The organism is Gemmatimonadales bacterium (genome assembly GCA_019637315.1).
Classification (GTDB): domain Bacteria; phylum Gemmatimonadota; class Gemmatimonadetes; order Gemmatimonadales; family GWC2-71-9; genus SHZU01.
Map to the genome: position 1 here is coordinate 190276 of JAHBVU010000006.1, position 18534 is coordinate 208809.

At 66.1% G+C, this 18534-nt stretch carries 14 protein-coding genes; 7 read left to right on the top strand and 7 right to left on the bottom strand.

From position 1 onward, the window contains the following. Window positions 1-46 precede the first annotated feature (46 nt). The 7 genes from KF785_07920 to KF785_07950 form a co-directional block, all read right to left on the bottom strand. On the bottom strand, window positions 47-2227 hold the full coding sequence (locus KF785_07920; GenBank protein MBX3146687.1) for a TonB-dependent receptor: 2181 nt from the start codon (window positions 2225-2227) through the stop codon (window positions 47-49). Window positions 2228-2237: 10 nt separating this feature from the next. Then, entirely contained in the window at window positions 2238-2756 is a 519-nt protein-coding gene (locus KF785_07925; protein MBX3146688.1) for a TlpA family protein disulfide reductase, read from the bottom strand. Continuing rightward, window positions 2746-3447, bottom strand: a complete 702-nt coding sequence (locus KF785_07930) for a metal-dependent transcriptional regulator (GenBank protein MBX3146689.1) — start codon at window positions 3445-3447, stop codon at window positions 2746-2748. The genes KF785_07925 and KF785_07930 overlap by 11 nt, the downstream gene beginning before the upstream one ends. 10 nt (window positions 3448-3457) lie before the next feature. Continuing rightward, window positions 3458-5698 carry a ferrous iron transport protein B gene (feoB, locus tag KF785_07935; GenBank protein ID MBX3146690.1) on the bottom strand — a complete coding sequence of 747 codons (2241 nt, stop codon included), beginning with the start codon at window positions 5696-5698 and terminating at the stop codon, window positions 3458-3460. Then, window positions 5695-6723, bottom strand: a complete 1029-nt coding sequence (locus KF785_07940; protein ID MBX3146691.1) for a metal-dependent transcriptional regulator — start codon at window positions 6721-6723, stop codon at window positions 5695-5697. The genes feoB and KF785_07940 overlap by 4 nt, the downstream gene beginning before the upstream one ends. Before the next feature lie 184 nt (window positions 6724-6907). After that, window positions 6908-7471: a CoA pyrophosphatase gene (locus KF785_07945; GenBank protein MBX3146692.1), complete on the bottom strand. Its 564-nt coding sequence runs from the start codon at window positions 7469-7471 to the stop codon at window positions 6908-6910. 15 nt (window positions 7472-7486) lie between these two features. Further along, window positions 7487-8326: an alpha/beta fold hydrolase gene (locus KF785_07950; GenBank protein MBX3146693.1), complete on the bottom strand. Its 840-nt coding sequence runs from the start codon at window positions 8324-8326 to the stop codon at window positions 7487-7489. 171 nt (window positions 8327-8497) lie between these two features. On the opposite strand from KF785_07950, the gene KF785_07955 reads away from it, so the two are divergent. The 7 genes from KF785_07955 to KF785_07985 all read left to right on the top strand — a co-directional run bounded on the left by KF785_07955 (window position 8498) and on the right by KF785_07985 (window position 18505). Continuing rightward, a complete protein-coding gene (locus KF785_07955; GenBank protein MBX3146694.1) occupies window positions 8498-9004 on the top strand; it encodes a hypothetical protein in 507 nt (168 codons plus the stop codon). A gap of 85 nt (window positions 9005-9089) precedes the next feature. After that, window positions 9090-12065 carry an N-6 DNA methylase gene (locus KF785_07960; protein ID MBX3146695.1) on the top strand — a complete coding sequence of 992 codons (2976 nt, stop codon included), beginning with the start codon at window positions 9090-9092 and terminating at the stop codon, window positions 12063-12065. Window positions 12066-12181: 116 nt separating this feature from the next. Then, window positions 12182-14269 carry a hypothetical protein gene (locus KF785_07965; protein MBX3146696.1) on the top strand — a complete coding sequence of 696 codons (2088 nt, stop codon included), beginning with the start codon at window positions 12182-12184 and terminating at the stop codon, window positions 14267-14269. Further along, window positions 14266-14922 carry an HAD-IA family hydrolase gene (locus KF785_07970; GenBank protein ID MBX3146697.1) on the top strand — a complete coding sequence of 219 codons (657 nt, stop codon included), beginning with the start codon at window positions 14266-14268 and terminating at the stop codon, window positions 14920-14922. Before KF785_07965 ends, KF785_07970 begins: the two co-directional genes overlap by 4 nt. A gap of 33 nt (window positions 14923-14955) precedes the next feature. Further along, window positions 14956-15507, top strand: a complete 552-nt coding sequence (locus KF785_07975; GenBank protein ID MBX3146698.1) for a DinB family protein — start codon at window positions 14956-14958, stop codon at window positions 15505-15507. Between the two features lie 16 nt (window positions 15508-15523). Continuing rightward, the gene (locus KF785_07980) at window positions 15524-16858 is read left to right on the top strand and encodes an amidohydrolase family protein (protein MBX3146699.1); all 1335 of its coding nucleotides are present in this window, start codon (window positions 15524-15526) and stop codon (window positions 16856-16858) included. Between the two features lie 15 nt (window positions 16859-16873). Further along, a complete protein-coding gene (locus KF785_07985) occupies window positions 16874-18505 on the top strand; it encodes a hypothetical protein (GenBank protein ID MBX3146700.1) in 1632 nt (543 codons plus the stop codon). Window positions 18506-18534: the final 29 nt, after the last annotated feature.

Genomic DNA, 18534 nt, shown 5'->3' on the forward strand with positions numbered 1-18534 from the left:
CCGCCTGGTCCGTACTGCAGCAGTTCTTCAGCAGCGAATCCTGACGTCACCGAGGCACGTTCCACTGAACGGCCATCCAGGCGCGGCGGCCCTGAATCGGGCCATAGACGTAGCTGGTATCGAAATCCGGGCCGAACGGGTCGTCTGGCCGTACCAGCGGACTGGGCTGCCGATAGCCAAGCAGATTGCGAATTCCGAACAGCAGGAACGAGTTGAGCCCGACCGCCCGGGTCAGCTGAACGTTGTGCTCCGAGTACCAGGGCGACCGGTCGGGGCGATCAGGAAAGGACGGTAACGCCATCGGCCCCACCAGCCGGGCAGTCCAGTCGAGCGTGAGCCTGATCGGTGCGATCTCACCGGAAACGGTTGCCTCGCCCTTGAACGATGGGGCAAAGACGAGGTCGCTGCGGACCCGCTCGTTCTCCTCGAAGGCGTCCATCGCAGTCCCGCCGAGTTTGAACGAAAGGGGAAAAACCTCGCCGGGAGCGAAGGTGACGGTCGCGGAGATGCCGCGGGTGACCGCGTGTCCGCGAAGGTTGCGGTACAGAATCAGGTCCGGATCGCTGTCGTAGTCCGGCAGAATCCGATTGCTGAACCTGGTGTAGAACGCATCTAAGTCGAGGGTGACCGCATAGTCCCCCACCGCCGCGGTGTGGGTGGCGCTGAGGGTTCCGGTCGCACTCCGCTCCGGATCGAGCTGCTCCGCAATGACGACCGTGCGCGCGCCCGTCAGCGCCGCGTGATCTTCGGTAAAGAGGTTGACGACCCGAAACCCGGTGGCCAGGTTGAGGCGAAGGGCCGATGCGTCACCAAGGTCCAGCTTGGCGCTGGCGCGAGGCGACAGTATCAGGCCATGCGCACCATGCCGATCCACCCGGAGACCACCCAGGAGGGTCACGTTTCCAAGGGGCTGCTCGAGCTGAGCAAAGACGCCGGGCACGACCCGGACATCCGCCTCCAAAGTCGCAGGGGTCTCGTCGTCGTAGCGGAGGTAGCGCACCCCTGCGCCGGCAACCAGGTTTGCCTGCTCACCGACGGCCCGGGCGTACTGCAGCTGCCCGAACCCGGTGAGTTGCGAGGCACGATACGGCATCGTGCCGTAGTAGCTGTCCTGGTCGTGCCAGCTTCCGGACCAGTCGAAGCGCAGACCCTGGCCCAGCAAGGCAGGATGCACCGCACCAATCAGTTCTACTCGCCTGGTATCGACCTGTTCACCGTAGATCCGGCTGCCCCCGCGGTCGCGCCGGGCCCAGTCGAGCTGCCCGCCGAAGCGATCCTCGAAGTACAGCTTGGCCGCCAGATCGGCCTTGCGGTAGCTGGCGGGGCCGAACGACCACTTGTTGAAGAGCGCAATACGGCTCATCACCGGAATATCGGTAAACCCGTCGGCATTCCGATCGAAGCGGTACCGGTTGTGCGCTACGCTTCCGCTCAGCAAGGTGCGCACCTCACCGCGGTGGGATGACACCGCAAAGTCGGTGCTGAGTTCGCGATCCGTGCTGGCACTGAGCGTCAGGCTCGACCGGGGCGCAAAGCGCGGGTCCTTGGTAATCACGTTGATGACGCCACCCATGGCCTCGCTGCCGTACAGGGTCGAGGCCGGACCGCGAATGATCTCGACCTGTTCGACCAGGGCCGGGTGAATGCCGTTGAGACCGTAGACCGTTGCGAGGGAGCTCATGATCGGCGCACCGTCGATCAGTACCGCCGTGTACGGCCCTTCCATCCCGTTGATGCGGATGCTGTTGGTGTAGCAGACGCCGCAGTCGATCTGCTGGGAAATGCCGGTCAGCGTCTGCAGCGACTCCATCAGATTGTTGGTCAGGTTTCGCTCGAGAAATCGGGCCGAGACGACCTCGACCTTGACAGGAGACTCCGAGAGCCGCGTTTCGCGTCGCGTGCCGGTGACCACCACGGGGTCGAGCTCACGGGCGTTCTCCTCGAGCTCGATCACCAGGGCGTCGGTCGCGGTGCCGATCGTGAGGGACCGAACCGTCGACTTGTAGCCGATCGCGGCAACCCGCAGCGACACCGGACCCGACACGAGTACGGTCAGGCGAAATCGCCCCGTTGCGTCGGTCACGACCCGGGTCGTACCGATCGACACACCTGCGCCTTCGACTGGGAGCCCTTTCGACCGGACCACGCCAGCCACGATCGACTGCGCCTCGAGAGATCCAAGCGCCAAGCCCGCCCACAGCAATGCACTCCACCACACGCCCTTCACCGCATCCTCCTCACGAGCCCCGCCGGGCAATCTCCCGGACGAACTGCACCACCGACGGCTTGTTCCATTCTGCGGCACCGCGGCGGTGAAGCACGATGCGTCCCTCACGATCGATCACCAGCGTGGTGGGCAGCGCCAGCACACTGAGCGACTCCGGCATTCGACTTCGTTCCAGGTAGATCGGCAGGTCGATTCGTTGTGCCCGCACAAACCGCTGGACGGTTGCCGGAGCCTCCGCCGACACTGCGGCAAAGACAACGTCGGTCTCGGCAAGCGAGTCTCGCAGCGCCATGAGCGACGGCAGCTCGGTGACACACGGCCGGCACCAGGTAGCCCAGAGGTTGAGAACCACGACGCGACCGCGCCACGCCTCGAGGCTGACGACGGTTCCGGCCGTGGTCGTCAGCTGCCAGCCGTAGCCCTCGGCGCCGATCGAGGGAGGCATTCCACCCTCTTCCTGCGCGGCCAGCACACCGACGCCCAGCGACGCGGCAAACAGCAGCCCGGAAAACAATCGGCTACCGGACACGACCCTCACCCTCGACGTCCCGGGTACAGAGGATCATCCCAGCCAGCTCCCGCCCGACCATCCGCTCATCCGTACCGATTCGTACGGCCACCGGCCCGCCGTAGGGATAGCAGTCGACTACCGTCAGCTCCGTACCTGGCACCAGGCCCTCGACTGCCAGAAAACGAAGACGACCCTCATCCCGGCTGTCGACTCGCGCGATCGTGACTGTTTCGCCAGGTTCGATGTCGACCAGGGGCACATGGATGAAGTCGGCGATGGTGCCATCGGCGTCGGGAATCGGGTCGCCGTGGGGATCGACCCGCGGATTGCCGAGGGCATGCGCCATCCGCTCGACCAGCTCGTCGCTGACGGCGTGCTCGAGCCGCTCGGCCTCCTCGTGCACCGTGTCCCAGGTGTAGCCGAGAAACGCCACGAGATAGGCCTCGATGAGTCGATGCCTGCGCAGCATGCGTAACGCCAGCAGGCGGCCCTCGTCAGTCAGCCTGGCACCGCGGTAGGGCAGATGTTCTACCAGCCCCTGCCCCGACAGCCGTTTGATCATGCCACTGACGGAGGCCGGGGTCAGGTTGAGATGAGACGCCAGGTCGTTGGTGCCCACCGAGGCGTCGGCCGAGGACAGGCTGTAGATCGCCTTGAGATAGTCTTCGATCGAGCGGGTCAGCGGTTCTCGCGCGTCGGCAGCGGTCATGGTGTCCTCCTCAGCTCACCAGTCGCCAGATCTGGGCGACCAGGAAGCAGACGGTGAAACCGAGCATCAGCGGCAGCAGCGCGGCCAGGGCGGTCCACTGCCAGCTGCGCGTTTCCTTGTAGATCGTATAAATGGTGGTCGAGCAGGGATTATGGAGCAGTGAGAACAGCATCACGTTGAGACCGGTCAGCGTGGTCCAACCCGCCGCACGCAGCAGGTCGCCGACCTCGCCCGGATTCTCCAGCTCGAACATGACGCCATCGCCAGCGCCGAGGCCGACCATCTTCCCGGTCAGGACGGTGAGCATCAGGATGCTCGGAATCACGATTTCGTTTGCGGGTACCGCCACGATGTACGCCAGCAGAATGACACCGTTCAAACCAATCAGGAGTCCGAACGGATCGAGCCCGGTCACCAGATGCGAGGCAATGCTCTCGCCACCGATCTGGAGGTTCGAGATCAGCCAGATCACGGCACCCGCAGGCGCCGCAAACAGGACGGCCCGCCACAGCACGATCAGGGTGCGATCGATCAGCGAGGTGTACAGGGTCTGGAGCAGCCGCGGCGGGCGGTACGGCGGTAACTCGAGACTGAAGGTGGTTGCTTCGCCTTTGAGCACGGTACGGGTGAGCAACCACGAGGCCAGGAACATGAAGAAGATTCCGAGCAGCGCGATGCCGACCACCGCCGACGCGGAGACCAGGCCCGCCAAGTGCGCTGGAGCAAGAGCGCCGAGAAAGATCGACGCGATCAGGATCTGGGTGGGCCAGCGCCCGTTGCAGAGTGAGAAATTATTGGTCAGAATGGCGACCAGGCGCTCGCGCGGGCTGTCGATGATCCGAGTCGCGACCACGCCCGCCGCATTGCAGCCGAAGCCCATGCACATGGTCAGCGCCTGCTTACCGTGCGCACCGGCTCGGTGAAAGTAGCGATCGAGGTTGAAGGCCACTCTCGGCAGGTAGCCGAAGTCTTCGAGCAGCGTAAACAGCGGAAAGAAGATGGCCATCGGCGGTAGCATGACGCTGACGACCCAGGCGGTTGCCAGGTAGACGCCATCGACCAGAAACCCGGTCAGCCACCATGGAGCGGCAATCCCCTCCATCAAGCCCTTGATCCAGGGATGCCCGCCATCGATCAGCAGCGTTGCCAGTGCCTGCGAGGGCACATTCGAGCCGCTGATGGTCAGCCAGAAGACGACCATCAGGATCGCCAGCATCATGGGAAAGCCGAACCAGCGGCTGGTCAGCAGGTAGTCCAGGGTCCGATCGATGTTGAACTTGGCCTTCTTGCCGCCGGTCAGGACCGCCCGCGATGTGATACTCTCCGCCGCGTCATAGACGCTGGCCGTTACCGCATCGTGGAAGTCCGGACTCAACCGCCAACGCTCCGCGGCAACCGCATCGAGCAGGTGCTGCTGCGCTTCCGAAAGCTCGTCAGGAACGACGTCTGGCAGCGCCGAGGTTGCGCGCCACTCGCCGCTGGCCAGGGCACCGATTTCGCCGGATCGGACCGCGTCCAGAACCCGCTGGTCGGCGTTCAAGAGGCGAAGCGCAACCCAGCGGATGTTGGGCAGCGACGGGAACGCGGCGGAAATGAGCGGAACCAGCGCACTAATGGCCGCCTCGACCTGGGGCGGATGCTGCTGAATCCGAAACGGTGAGGTCCGTCGAGCTCCCGAGGCAACCTGATGCACCGCCTCGAGCAGGGCGTCGATGCCCTCGCCACGACGGGCGGATGTTGGCACGACGGGCACGCCCAGCTCGGCTTCGAGCTTGGCCGGATCGACCGCAATACCGTGCCGGCGGGCCTCGTCCATCAGGTTGAGGCAGACAACGACGCGGTCGGTGATCTCGAGTACCTGCAGGGTCAGATTGAGGTTCCGTTCGAGCCGGGTCGCGTCAAGCACGACGATGGTGACATCGGGGCGACCGAACAGGAGGAAGTCGCGGGCAACCTCTTCGTCGGTGCTGCCGGCCTGCAGCGAATAGGTTCCTGGCAGATCGATGATCCGAACCCGCTTGCCATGGTTCTCGAAGGTTCCTTCGGCACGGGTCACGGTCTTGCCCGGCCAGTTCCCGGTATGCTGGCGCAAGCCGGTCACCGCGTTGAAAACGGTGCTCTTGCCGGTATTGGGATTGCCGGCGAGCGCGACGAGATAGTCCCACTTGCCGGAGAGACCGCCGAGCTGGACCAGCTCTCCGCGGCGAAGCGACGGGGCCAGGCGCTTCTTGATCGCCGTCAGCGAACTCATTGCGCAGCCTCCCCGACACGGCGGATGAAGACCGCATGCGCCTGGGCTCGTCTGAGCGCGATCAGTGCGCCGCGAATCCGGTACGCAGTCGGGTCGCCTGCGGCGCTCCGCAACTCCGCCGTGACGGCCGTTCCCGGAAGCAGGCCCAAGTCGAGCAAGCGCCGTCGCTGGGGGCCCTGGACCGCCGCGGCAATCTGAACCACCTCGGCCGCTTCGCCGGGGCGCAAGGTATCGAGTCGCTCGAAGCTCGACTGGGCGTCGTCAGCTGCGCGGTGAACCACGGAAACGGCCGAGGCCATCAGCGGATCGATCTGTCGCGGCTCGCCGGCAACCAGGATCTCGACCCGGTTCGGTTCGCTGCGGACCAGCGTAATGGGCACGGCGACGTCGATGCCCAGGCTGAGAAGCTCTCGATAGACAGACACGGGCTCATCTTCAACGTGCACCACGGTGCCGGTCTGACCGGGCTGCAGCGTCACCAAAGCCACCCCCTCGTTGGGCGGCAGGGTTCCCGCAGCGGTCGGAATCGGATCGCCGTGGGGATCGTAGACGGGGTGACCCATCCGGGCAGCGAGCGCCTCTACGTCATCTTCCGACAGCACATGCTCGGCCGTCTCAGCAAGGTCGTGCCAATCGGCCGGTGACGCACCGGTCCGGTCGGCGTAGTAGCGTTCCAACAGACGGTGTGTCCGCAGAATTCGCAACGCGTAGGCACGTCCGCTCTCGGTCAGGACGATGCCGGTCGGTTCGGAACGCGCCAGATCGAGGCCTGCCAGGCGCGCAATCAGGAGATGGGCCTTACTCGTCGAGATCTCCAGCATCCCTGCCAAGCTGGCCAGCGACGCCGGCCGCTCGCTCAGCTCGCAATTGACGAGATGCTTGAGCGCATCCTCGATCCGCACCCGTTCCGTGGTTCGCCGAAAACGAACCCACTGGGCAACCAGACCGCGGCGCGGCCACGCAATCGCGGCAACGACAACGAGAAGACCGGCGAACCAGGCGAGAGCCTCGAGAGGCGAAACCATGCGACAACTCAGCGAAGGAGAATTATCACGGTAGTCCGAATCAACGATTTAGGATAACCTAATTTTCTAATTTGTCAAACCGCAACGCTGACTTCGACAGGGCGCAACCCTGGCTCCTTCGCGAGGGCTCCCGTCGTCGAATGTACCATAAACGATTTATTTACAACGCGTTACAATGAGGATGTCAGCGGAGTAGCGACAGGACAGGGGTCAGGATCCGCTCGGTCATGCCCCAGACAACACCGAGGTTGAGATGGTAGCCAGGGAAGAGGTACCGGGTACCTTCGGCCCGATACTCGAACGGGCGGTACACCTCGCCCCGCAACAGCTCGTCGAGGGGTACCCACCCTGCTGCCGCCACCTCGAGATTGGGATTGAGGGGTTCGGCACGATCGACGGCGAACAGGTAGGGTGTCACGACCACGGGTGGGAGCGATGGGGAGCGCGGCGCGGAGTCGTCGAACTGGCCCAGGACTCGGGCTCGGGTCAGGTCGAGGCCAACCTCTTCACTGGTTTCTCGCTTGGCGGTCGTCAGCAAGTCGGGGTCTTCGGCGGCCCACCGGCCTCCAGGAAATGCCATCTGTCCTGACCAGCGGTCGCCGGCGCGCTCGGCACGCCGAATCAGCAGGATGGCATCCGGATGCGGGGCCAGCACTATGGCCACTGCTGCGCGGGCTCGGCCAGTAGGGTCAGCCAGCACTGGTGGGCGGGCCTGGAGCGCCTGGGCCAACTGGTCGATCCGACTCATGGCAAGGCGCGCAGACTAGAACACCCGGGACAGAAAGCGTACCGTGCGGTCAAAGACGAGCTCGAGCGCGGCCGGCGCACCCAGATATGGATGGACGGCGCCGAACGTGTGGTTGGCCCCCTGGACATTGAATCGCTCGACGGTCGACCGGCCCTCGGCCGCCCGGGCCAGGCGATCCGCTTCCTCGATGGGGACCGTCGGATCAGCATCGCCGTGGACCAGGAGCCAGGGGACCGTGACTCGGGCCGCTGCCGCCTCAATGTCGAGGGACCCGCCGGCGTTGGCCTCGATATCCTCCAGCGCCTCCAGAAAGATCGGCGACGTCACACCGGTCCGGGTGTTGAGCACGTCGATCTGGCCGCGTTCGCGCCACCTGGCCATGTCGGCCGGCGACCATCGCCTTACGCTGGCAATGGCGGCCCAGGTAACCAGCGCGCTGATGCGTTCGAGCCGCGCAGCCGCGAGGATGGCCGCGCCGCCGCCGCGCGAGTGGCCGAGCAGCGCGACCTGCGTGGGCGGCGCCAGCGACAACCCGCCGCGGTCGAGAGCTTCGAGCACCCGATCGATGTCGTACTGTTCGGCCGAGAACGAGTTATGACCGAATCGGTCGGGCCAGGCAAAGTCGCCGTTGTCATCGTACCCCGAGCCGCTCAGATTGACCGACACGGCCGAGAAGCCGGCTCGGGCCAGTCGTTCGGCAAAGAACGGAAAAGAGCCCCAGTCCTTGAAGCCTTTGAAGCCATGGACGATAATTACAGCAGGACCGGGCGCCTCGCGTTCGGTGGAGCGCACATCGATGAGAAGGTCGCCCAGGGCGCCGGGCACCACACTTTTGGTCAGGATCGGAGTTGCCATCGACATAATGTGTCCGGAGTGGTAATGCATCGCCAGTGATCGTCAGCACGCTGAACGCCGTCTGTCCGGGTCGGTTCGGCCTCACGCTTCAAACGGGAGACTCGCCCACTGCGCGCATCCCATCCTACCCTGGTCGCCGCGAGCCGAGCTATCATCGAGCAGCGCGACGCAATGGTTTCGCGGTGGATCACCTGGCTGGGTGATCGTGCCACCTGGACATCCGCCACTTCGCGCGAAGCCGTCGAAGTGGAGTTTGCCCTGATCCTCGATGTCTTCGGCGCCATGGTTGGCCCGCTTCGCCGTGAGGTTCGCCCACTCTGGACCAGGGTGACCGAGCGCTATGGCCGTCACGCGGCCGCGCGCGGACTTGCGGCCGGCGAGGTCGTCGAAGAGTTGCAGTACCTGCGTGAGCTCCTGATTCGCTATCTCGCTCCGGCCATTGCCGCGCTGCGGCCGCGTCAGGGCATGGCGCTCCTGCTGCGGCTCAACCGCCTGGTCGACAAAGGTGTCGCGCATGCGGTGGTGGGTTACACCGACGCGATGGTTGCCACCCTGATTCCCGGACCCGACGGCGATGGCGCCGACTCGGTGCCGGACGCCGATCGCCTGGGCAGCGTGAGCGCGCTCCGGCGTGAACTCGAGGAGATCGTCAAGCCGTTTGCCCGCGTCGAGGCATAGAAACGCTCCGCCTCGCAGTTCTTCGGTTGTCCCACTCCAACTCATCGGTCCTAGTGTGAAGCGTCCCGCTTCGCACTAGGACCTTGTGACTCTGATCGACACGCTGGAATCGATAGCCAGGCTCGAAGACCTGCCGGGCCTGGCGCTGGAGCTGCGATTCGATCCGACCTGGCATGAAATCGGTCCTGCCAGCTTCGGATTGGACGACACCTCCGTTCCCCGCCTCGCCCTGGTGGGTCGTCAGGGCGGTCTGCAGCTGATCGCTGCGCAGTCCGGCCAGCCCGAAGCAGCGGTACAACGGCTGGCCAGGTCCACGTCGCAGCGCGGTCTGTTGGCGCTGATTGCGAGCTTCGATCCGCTCAGGCGGCGTCTCGCCTTCGCAGCGAGCGTGGCTGACGCTCCGGTCGCGGTGATGACGACGACCCGCCTGCGCCCGGTGGATATCCGAATCCTCGAGCGCGGCTCGAGCCACGATGAGGGTCTGGCGCTGTCGCGCTGTCTGACCTGGGCCGACGCGCTCGCGGGCCGAACCCTCGATCAGCGTTTCTTCCGGCAGTTCCGCGCCACCCTATCTGCCGCCGTAGCAGAGCTCCCCAGCCGAATTCCAGGACGGGATCGGCACGCTTTGGCACTGCTCGACCTGACTCGCATCCTCTTTCTCTACTTCGTTCAAGAGCGCGGCTGGCTCGACGGCCGGCCCCGATTCCTGGCTGAAGAGCTCGATCGGGTGCTCCAGAGCGGGGGCGGGGTCGCGCGTCGTTTGCTGCGCCCGCTGTTCTTCGGCACCCTCAACCGACCGATCGAGCGACGTTCCGCCGCAGCCCGTCACTTCGGGCAGATTCCCTTCCTCAACGGCGGGCTTTTCGAGCCGCACCCCCTGGAGCGTCGGTGGCAGGCAGACCTGTTGGACGGTTTCTGGGTCGACGCGTTCGAGCAGCTGTTCGAACGCTATCACTTTACCATCGGGTCCGAGGCCGGCCCGCGTGCCGCGATCGGCCCCGACATGCTCGGGCGCGTTTTCGAAGGTGTAATGGACCCCGACACCCGCAAGGACACCGGCGCTTTCTACACACCGAGCGCGCTCGTCGACACGCTGATCCGTTCCTCCTTCGAAGCCTGGCTTGCGGGAAAGCTCGGCTGCCCGATCGACGAAGCCCGCACCGAACTGACCGAGCTCACGCCGAGGGCACTCGAAGCACTGCGGGGGGTGACCGTTCTCGACCCCGCGGCCGGGAGTGGCGCCTTCCTGCTCGGCGCGCTCCGCCTGCTCGTCAGGCTCCGGGTCCGCAACGGGGAGGACGCTGCGACCGCCACACGCAGCGTGATTGCCAGCAATCTCTTCGGCGTCGACATCAACCCCAACGCGGTGCACCTGGCCGAGCTGCGACTCTGGCTCGAGGTGATTCGAGCGGATCGCGATGCGCCACCGGAAGCGATACCCCCGCTGCCCAACCTCGATGCCCTGATCCGCCAGGGCGACAGTGTGCTGGAGCGCCACGACCTCCCGGTAGCGCTCCGCAGTTCCGGCACCGACCGGCTTGGGGAGTTGCGCAATCGAGTGCTGACCGCCACCGGCGAAGCGAAACGCGCCGCGGTTCGGGCGCTCCGGCGGGCTGAACACGATGCGATGGACCGCGCGCTGGAGGCTGCCATCGAAAGCCTGGAGCGACGGATCCGAGATCTCGTCGCCAGTGGAACCGGGCAATCCCTCTTCGGCGACGCCTCGACCCTGTCGCGCGCGGGTCGAACGGAGCTCCGCCGCCTCCGCACCGAGCGATCCCGTCTGCGGGCCGCCCGCCGCCGGCTCGTGTCGAACGGGATTCTTCCCTGGTTTCACTTCGGGTCACAGTTTGCCGACCTGATGGGGCGTGGCGGTTTCGATCTGATCGTCGGCAACCCGCCCTGGGTCCGCGCCGAGAGCCTTTCGCCTCGGGAGCGGGAAGGGCTCAAGCGACGCTACGAGTGGTTCCGGGCCCGGCCGTCCTCGCGTCGGGGCTTTGCGCCCGTCGCAGACCTGGCGGTAGCGTTCCTGCAACGGAGCCTCGAGCTGGCGCACCCGACTGGCGTGGTCGGCCTGCTCCTGCCTGCCAAGCTGCTGACCGCCCAGTATGGCACCCTGGCCCGCCACCGCCTGGCCGAACGCCATACGATCCACCTTGCTGCGGACCTGCCCGAGGCGGCCGCCGGGTTCGACGCGCTGGTCTATCCGCTCGCCCTGATCGTCGGGCGCGGAGAGGCGGCAGCGGGGCACCTGACCGCCACGACCTTCAACGGGGGCGGCCGCTTCGTACCGCAGGACAGCCTGTCGGGTGCTCCGTGGAGTACCATCCGCAGCGGCGATGACAGCGCCCTGATCCGCCAGACCGCCGTCGCCCCTCGGCTCGGTCACCAGTTTCGGATCGGGCTCGGTGTCAAAACCGGTGCTGATGCCGTATTCGTCGACCCCAAGGACGTCTGTGAGCCCGAGTTGCTGCGGCCGGCCCTCCGCGGGCGCGACATTCGACCCTTTCGAACAGTCGCCTCGGTCCGATTGCTCTGGGCCTACGACCGACGCGGCCATCCGCTCGACCGCTTGCCCCCCTTGGCCGGTGCCTGGATCGGCCGGCATCGGCCGCTCCTCGAACGGCGAGCCGACTTCCGGAGCGGTCCGCTCTGGGCGGTGTTCCGCACCGACGCGGTCGGTCCGCTGTTCCGGGTCGTCTGGGCCGACCTGGCCCGGCAGCTTTCCGCCACCGCACTGCTCTCACAAGCTGAGCAGCGGACGGCACCGCTCAACACCTGCTACTGGCTGGCTGCGCCGACCCTCGAGTCGGCCCTTGCGCTGACCGCGTGGCTCAACAGCCAGCCAATCCGTCGGTTGGCGCGCCAGCAGGCGACCGTGGCCGCCTCGGGCTACTTCCGCTTCAACGCCTCGCTGGTTGGCGCGCTGCCGTTGCCGACCGGCGTCCTGAATGACGCGGCGCTGATCGCGATCGGGAAGGCGGGACACCAGGGCATGCCGATCGACGAGGCCGCACTGGCCGAGCGCGTCCTCGATCTGCTCAACAACGGCAGCGCGTGACCATCGTCGGGGGCGTCGGGGCGGGTGGTAGCCGCCACCGCGTGGGGTGTGACGCCGGACAACTCGACTTCACAGTACCAGAAGGGTTCTCCCAGATCACCCCGCAGTGCGCAGCTATGGCGTTGAGCTGCGCCGCTGGTCCAGGCGCGGCGGCAGACGCACCGCCACCCTGGCTCCGTCCAGATCAAGTCGGGATCTTTCGCGCCGCCCTGGGCATCGCGCGGGCGTTCGGAGGCGTCATGATCGCGACGCCGGTCGGCTCCGGAAAGACGTATGTCGGGCTGGCGGTTTGCCGTGCGCTCGACCCTGGAGGCTCAATCGACATCGTGGCACCCGCCATCCTGCTCCCCCAGTGGGGGCGGATCGCCACGGAGCTCGGCGCGTGCGGTCGAGTAACGAGTCATGAGATGATCAGTCGCGGCGGCCGAATCGACGGAGCTGGGCCGGTACTGATCGACGAGTCCCACCGCTTTCGAAACCAGGCAACCCGACGCTATCGCGAGCTGGCGCCCCAGTTGCTCGGGCGGCGGGTCGTGCTGCTCACGGCAACGCCGATCGTCAATCGACGGCAGGACTTGGCCGCGCAACTTGCCTTGGCCGTCCGCGACGACGCCCTGGCGCTGTATGGGACCCCCTCGCTCCGCCAACGGGTCGAGATCGACCCAGGTATCCGCCTGACACCGCTGATCGTACAGAGTGCGGCTCCGCCGGATCGACCGCCCCGCCGCGACACCACCGTGCGGAGCTGGCACGATGGCGACACCGGGTTTGCTCGGACCGTGGCACGGATCGACCGACTCCGGTTGTCACGAAGCAACTCGATTGCTACGCTGATTCGCGGCAGCCTGCTCCGCGCGCTGGCATCGAGCCCCAGTGCGCTGCTGGCCTCACTCGAGGGCTACCGCCGTTTGCTCGGCCACGCAGCCGACGCTCGTCGGGCGGGGCACCCGCTCAACCGCTCGGCGATCCAGTCGATCGTGGCCGGCGACATCGACCAACTGGTGATGTGGGATCTGATCGATCACGGTGAGACCGCAGCGGACCTTGCGATTGGCGACCTTGGATTGGTGGAGCGCCTGTCCGACACCACCCGCCGCTGGATTCAGGTGGGAGACGCCAAGGCCGCCCGTCTGGCCGCAATCCTGGCAGATGGCAAGCCAACGCTCGTGTTCACGACGTTCACCGCAACGGTACAGCACCTTCGTCGACGCCTGACCGGAACGGGGGTGGCCTGGCTGACGGGCAGCGATGCCGGCTACCAGGGGCGGCGAATGCCGCGATCGCTCGTCCTCCTCTCCTTCGACCCGGCGGCACGCCACGGCCGGCAGCTGCCGGTCACGACGGTGCTGCTCGCGACCGACGTTGCCGCCGAGGGACTCAACCTCCGCAGCGCAGCCAGGATCGTTCACTATGATCTCCCCTGGACCCCGATCCGGCTCGAGCAGCGCGACGGGCGAGCTCTTCGCCCCGGATCACTGCATCCCGATATCGAGGTCGTGCGTTTCGAACTGCCGGCCCCGATCGAGGCGCGGATCGGGGTGGAGAGTATCCTGGCGCGCAAGCGGGAAGTCTCGAACCTGGCGCCAATCGGACAGCCAGCCGCGGACGGAGTTGGCGCCGGGTGGTGCTTGGTGACCGGAGATCAATCAGTCGCAGTGTTCCGACTTCGGAGCCTCGCATCCGGAGCAACCGGCTTGCTCGTTCTGGTCCGCACCGCCGACACCGGCTGGCATCAGGCTGAGAACGATCCTCTGCCGCCGATGAACTTCATCGGGGGCGGACTACCCTGCCCCGACGCCATACCGGATATCCTCGTGTCACTGGCAGATCCGGTACGTCAGGCCGTCGAGCGGATCGGCGCGGCCCGCCTTGGCGACCTTCAGATCGAGGCGGCAGCCCTGCACTACCTTCGCACCGAAGCGGCCCGCTGCCGTCGCACTCGGAACGTGGCGGGCCTGACTCGGTGCGAGGGAGCGCTGCGTTTTCTCCGGCGCGGCCACTCGGCGGCCGAGGCGGCCCTGGTCGACCGGATCGCGAGGGGCGACCCCGCCGCGTTCGATCTGGCCGGGCGAATCGGGGCCAGGGAGAGCGAGCAGGACACCCTGCTCGCCGAGCTGCTGGTGCTGGCCGTGCCGCGCTCGGCGGCCATCCCGGATCAGGCGACCTACAGACCGTCCGATGACGTCGCTACCTTCAGCGTATGATTCGCACTACCACTGTACTATTCGACCTCGACGGCACCCTGCTCGATTCGATCCAGCTGATCATCGACAGTTACCACCACAGTCTGGCCACCCATGGCCTGCCCGCGCGGAGCGATGCGGAATGGCTCGCCGGCATCGGCACGCCGCTCCGGGTCCAGTTTCGCGACTGGGCCCACGACCCGGCGTTGTTCGACGCGCTCGTCGCGACCTATCGCGAATACAACATTTCGAACCATGACGCCCGTTGCTGCGGCTATCCGGGTGCCGTGGAGATGGTGCAGGCCATCCGCAACCGCGGCCTCAGGACCGGCCTGGTCACGAGTAAACAGCGGGCCGGGGCCGAACGCGGCCTTCGCCTGCTCGGCTTGGATGCGGCAATGGACGTCCTGGTCGGCGCGGACGATGTGGTCAATCCGAAACCGCACCCGGAGCCGCTGATCAAGGCAGCGGACCATCTTGCGGTCGACCCGCGGAGCGCCATCTACGTCGGCGACAGCGTCCATGATATGGAGAGCGGCCGAGCGGCAGGAATGCGAACGGCAGCTGCACTATGGGGACCGTTCAGTCAGAGCGATCTGACGCGAACTCAACCGGACTATTGGCTTGAAACACCGGCGGACCTGATCACGTTGTTGCAACGCGAGACCGCCTGAAGACTCGAACCGGGGGGCGTCAGCCAGATCGCCATGCATCCCAAGCTCCAGGCCATCCTCGATGAGTTCGCCTCTGCCAGCACCCGGCTGCAGGCGCTCTCGGCGCAGATTCCTCTCGAGCAATGGCCGAAGCGGCGCAACCCGGAGCGGTGGTCTGTCGCCGAGTGTGTGGCGCACCTCAATGTGACGAGTGAAGCGTTCCTGCCCCTGCTCACCGCGGCAGTCGAGCAGGCGCAGGCAATGTCGAGTCCGCCACAGGTGCGTTACCGGCGCGACGTTTTTGGCTGGCTGCTCTGGCGCACCATGGGGCCGCCGGTTCGCTTTGCGATCGCGACACCCGCCGCTTTCGTACCGGCAGCCGACCTGCCGCCCGCAACGCTGCTCGAGGAGTTCGATCGCCTGCAAACTGCGCAGGTCGATCTGCTGCGAGCGGTGGATGGCAAGCCGATCAGCGAGATCCATGTGGCGTCGCCCTTTGCGCCGGGTCGGACCTACAACCTGTACTCGTGTTTCAGCATTCTGCCCCGCCACCAGCACCGGCACCTCTGGCAGGCGGAAGGGATCTGGAAGTCTGCGAACACCTGAATCGGAGGCGGTCCTCTTGCCAACGCCACGTCCATCCACAACAGCACGGGCCTGGCGTCGAGCGGCGGCTGGCGTGTTTCTGCTCTTTGCGGCGACCGCTTCCCTCTCCGCCCAAACGATTGCCATCCGCGCCGGCGGCATCGCCGACCCGAGCACCGGCACGACGAGCGGCCCCGCCGTCATCATTGTCGCCGGCGACCAGATCACGGCGGTCGGACCCAACCTCCCGATTCCTGCCGGCGCCGAGGTCGTCGACCTGTCGGGCGCCATCGTGTCGCCAGGCCTGATCGACACCCACACGCACCTTGCCGCTGCCTATGAACCAGGCGCCACGCGGCTCCGCGAGTATACCGTCTCGGTCTCGACTGCCGAACGCGCCCTGCAGGGTGTTGCCAACGCGTGGCAGATGCTGGAGTCGGGTTTCACGACCGTGCGCGACCTCGGCAACGCCGGCAACCATGCAGACGCGGCGCTCGCGATGTTCTTCGGGGGCGGCGACCGTCGGCGCGCTGCGGTCTACGGCGGCGCCTCTCTCGCCAATACCCGACTGTTCGGCCGCAAGGTCGTGGGCCCGACGATCGTCTATTCGGGTAAGATCGTGACGCCCTACGGCGGCCAGTTCCAGCTTTCGCCAGAGCATCCCGACATCGGCCGGCAGGACTACGCCTACGCCGACACGCGCGACGAGCTACGGCGTGCCATTCGCGAGAACGTGCACCACGGCGCCACCTGGATCAAGATCACGATCGACGACTATCCGTACCGCTACACCGTCGACGATGTGCGCTTTGTAGTCGCCGAGGCCGCGGCGGCAGGTGCGCGGGTCACGGCGCACTGCGTCACGGATGCCGGAGCGCGGATTGCCATCGATGGCGGCGTCGCATCGATCGAACACGGCTACGTCATGAGCGACGAAACACTGGCACTCTCGCGCGACCGTGGCATCGTCCTGGTGGGCACCGAGTCGCCTGGCGTGTTCATGCAGCGGTTTGGGCGGACCGAGCATGACAGCCGCACCATCGAGCGGCTCCGACGCGCGCACAAGACTGGCGCCAAGCTGGCGTTCGGCACCGACATCATCCGGGCGCCCTCGGACGTCTCGCGAGGCGTCGTAACGATGTCGGTCGTCGACGCCTGGGTCGAGGCCGGGATTCCGGCGCGCGATATTCTTCGTGCCATGACGAGCGATGCAGCCGCCCTGCTTGGCATGGAGCGCGAGCGCGGCCTGATCCGTCCTGGTTATTACGCCGACCTGATTGCCACTCGCGTCTCGCCGCTGAGCGAGATTGCCACCCTGAAAGACGTCACCTTCGTGATGAAGCACGGTGTCATCATGAAGGATCCCTCTTAGGCGGAGACTACACCGTTGCTCCTGAACCTGCGATTCGTACTCGTCCTTGCGCTGGTTGCTGCGCCGAATGTCGCGACCGCTCAGACGGGACCGCGATTCGACGTGACCGTCGCAGCATCGGCGCACCGCGGTCCGCTGACCGGTCGGTTGATCGTGGCCGTTTCGAAGACCAATCCGGCCGAGCCTCGATTGCTGATCTCGCCGTCGGGGCCGGCGATCTTCGGGGTAGACCTGGAAGGAGTGGCGCCCGGTCGCGCCGTGACGGTCGACAGTCGCGCCATCGGTTACCCGACGAGCCTCGACTCGCTTCCGCCAGGCGAGTACTGGGTCCAGGCGCTCGTTCGGGTGTACTCGCAGGTTCGGCGCGCCGACGGCAAGACCCTCTGGCTGCCAATGAACGACGGCCGGATTGCGCCGTTCAACAACACGCCCGGCTCGCTGGTCAGCGAGGTTCAGCAGGTGCGCATCGACAGCAGCGCGCGGGTCGCCATTACCCTGACCCGGACGCTGCCGGAACCGCCCCGCCCCGCCGACACGGACTGGGTCAAGCGCGTCACTCTCCAGAGCAAGACGCTGACGGCGTTCTGGGGCCGGCCGATCTACGTCCATGCGACGATCCTGCTGCCTCGAGGCTACGCAACGGAAACGAGTCGGCAGTATCCTGCGATCTACACCTTGGGCCACAGTGTTCCGTTCCAGTTTCGCACCGATTCGGTCGGCCGGGGCATCGGTGAGATCAATCCAGTCACGGGCGTTGAGACCGGCTTCGACTTCTACAAGGCGTGGAACGCGCCCGATTTCCCCCGGGTGATTGCGATTTCACTCGAGCAGCAGACCCCGTACTTCCCTGATTCGTACTCGACCAACTCGGCCAACAACGGTCCCTACGGCGACGCGATCGTCGAAGAGATCATTCCGGAGCTCGAACGCCGCTTCCGAATCATTGCGGCCCCGCATGCGCGGCACCTGGAGGGCGCCTCGACGAGCGGCTGGCAGAGTCTCGCCCTCCAGCTCCGCTATCCCGACTACTTTGGCGGTGCGTGGATCTTCCAGCCCGACCCGATCGATTTCAGCCGCCATCAGCTCGTCGACATCTACAAGGACGAGAATGCCTTTTCGATTCCGATCGGTCAATTCATCACGGCAGAGCGCCCGATGCGCCGTACGGTCGAAGGGCAGCCGATCTGGAGCGTCCGCCAGCTGAGCCGCTTCGAGGCGGTGCTCGGTTCGAAGGGCCGCTCGGGTTTTCAGTTCAACGCCTGGGAAGCGGTCTACGGCCCGACCGACAGCGAGGGCTATCCGAAGGCACTCTGGGATCCGCTGACCGGGGTGATCGACAAGTCGGTCGCGGCCTATTGGAGGGACAACGACTACGACCTCCGCGACTACGCCGAGCGCAACTGGGCGACCCTGGAGCCGAAGCTGCGCGGCAAGCTCCGCTTCTTCCTGCCGGACATGGACGACTTCTATCTCAATGTCGCGATGTACCGGTTCGAGGACTTCCTGAAACGCGCCCAGCCCGCGAGTGACGCGGAGTTCATCTACGGGCGGCCGATGAAGGGCCACAGCTGGCATCCGTACCCATGGGCCGAACTGGTGCGGCGCTTTGCCGCAGCGGTCGAGGCCAACACTCCTGCAACCCGATAGCCGTTTCACCCCGACGAGGGAATCGATCC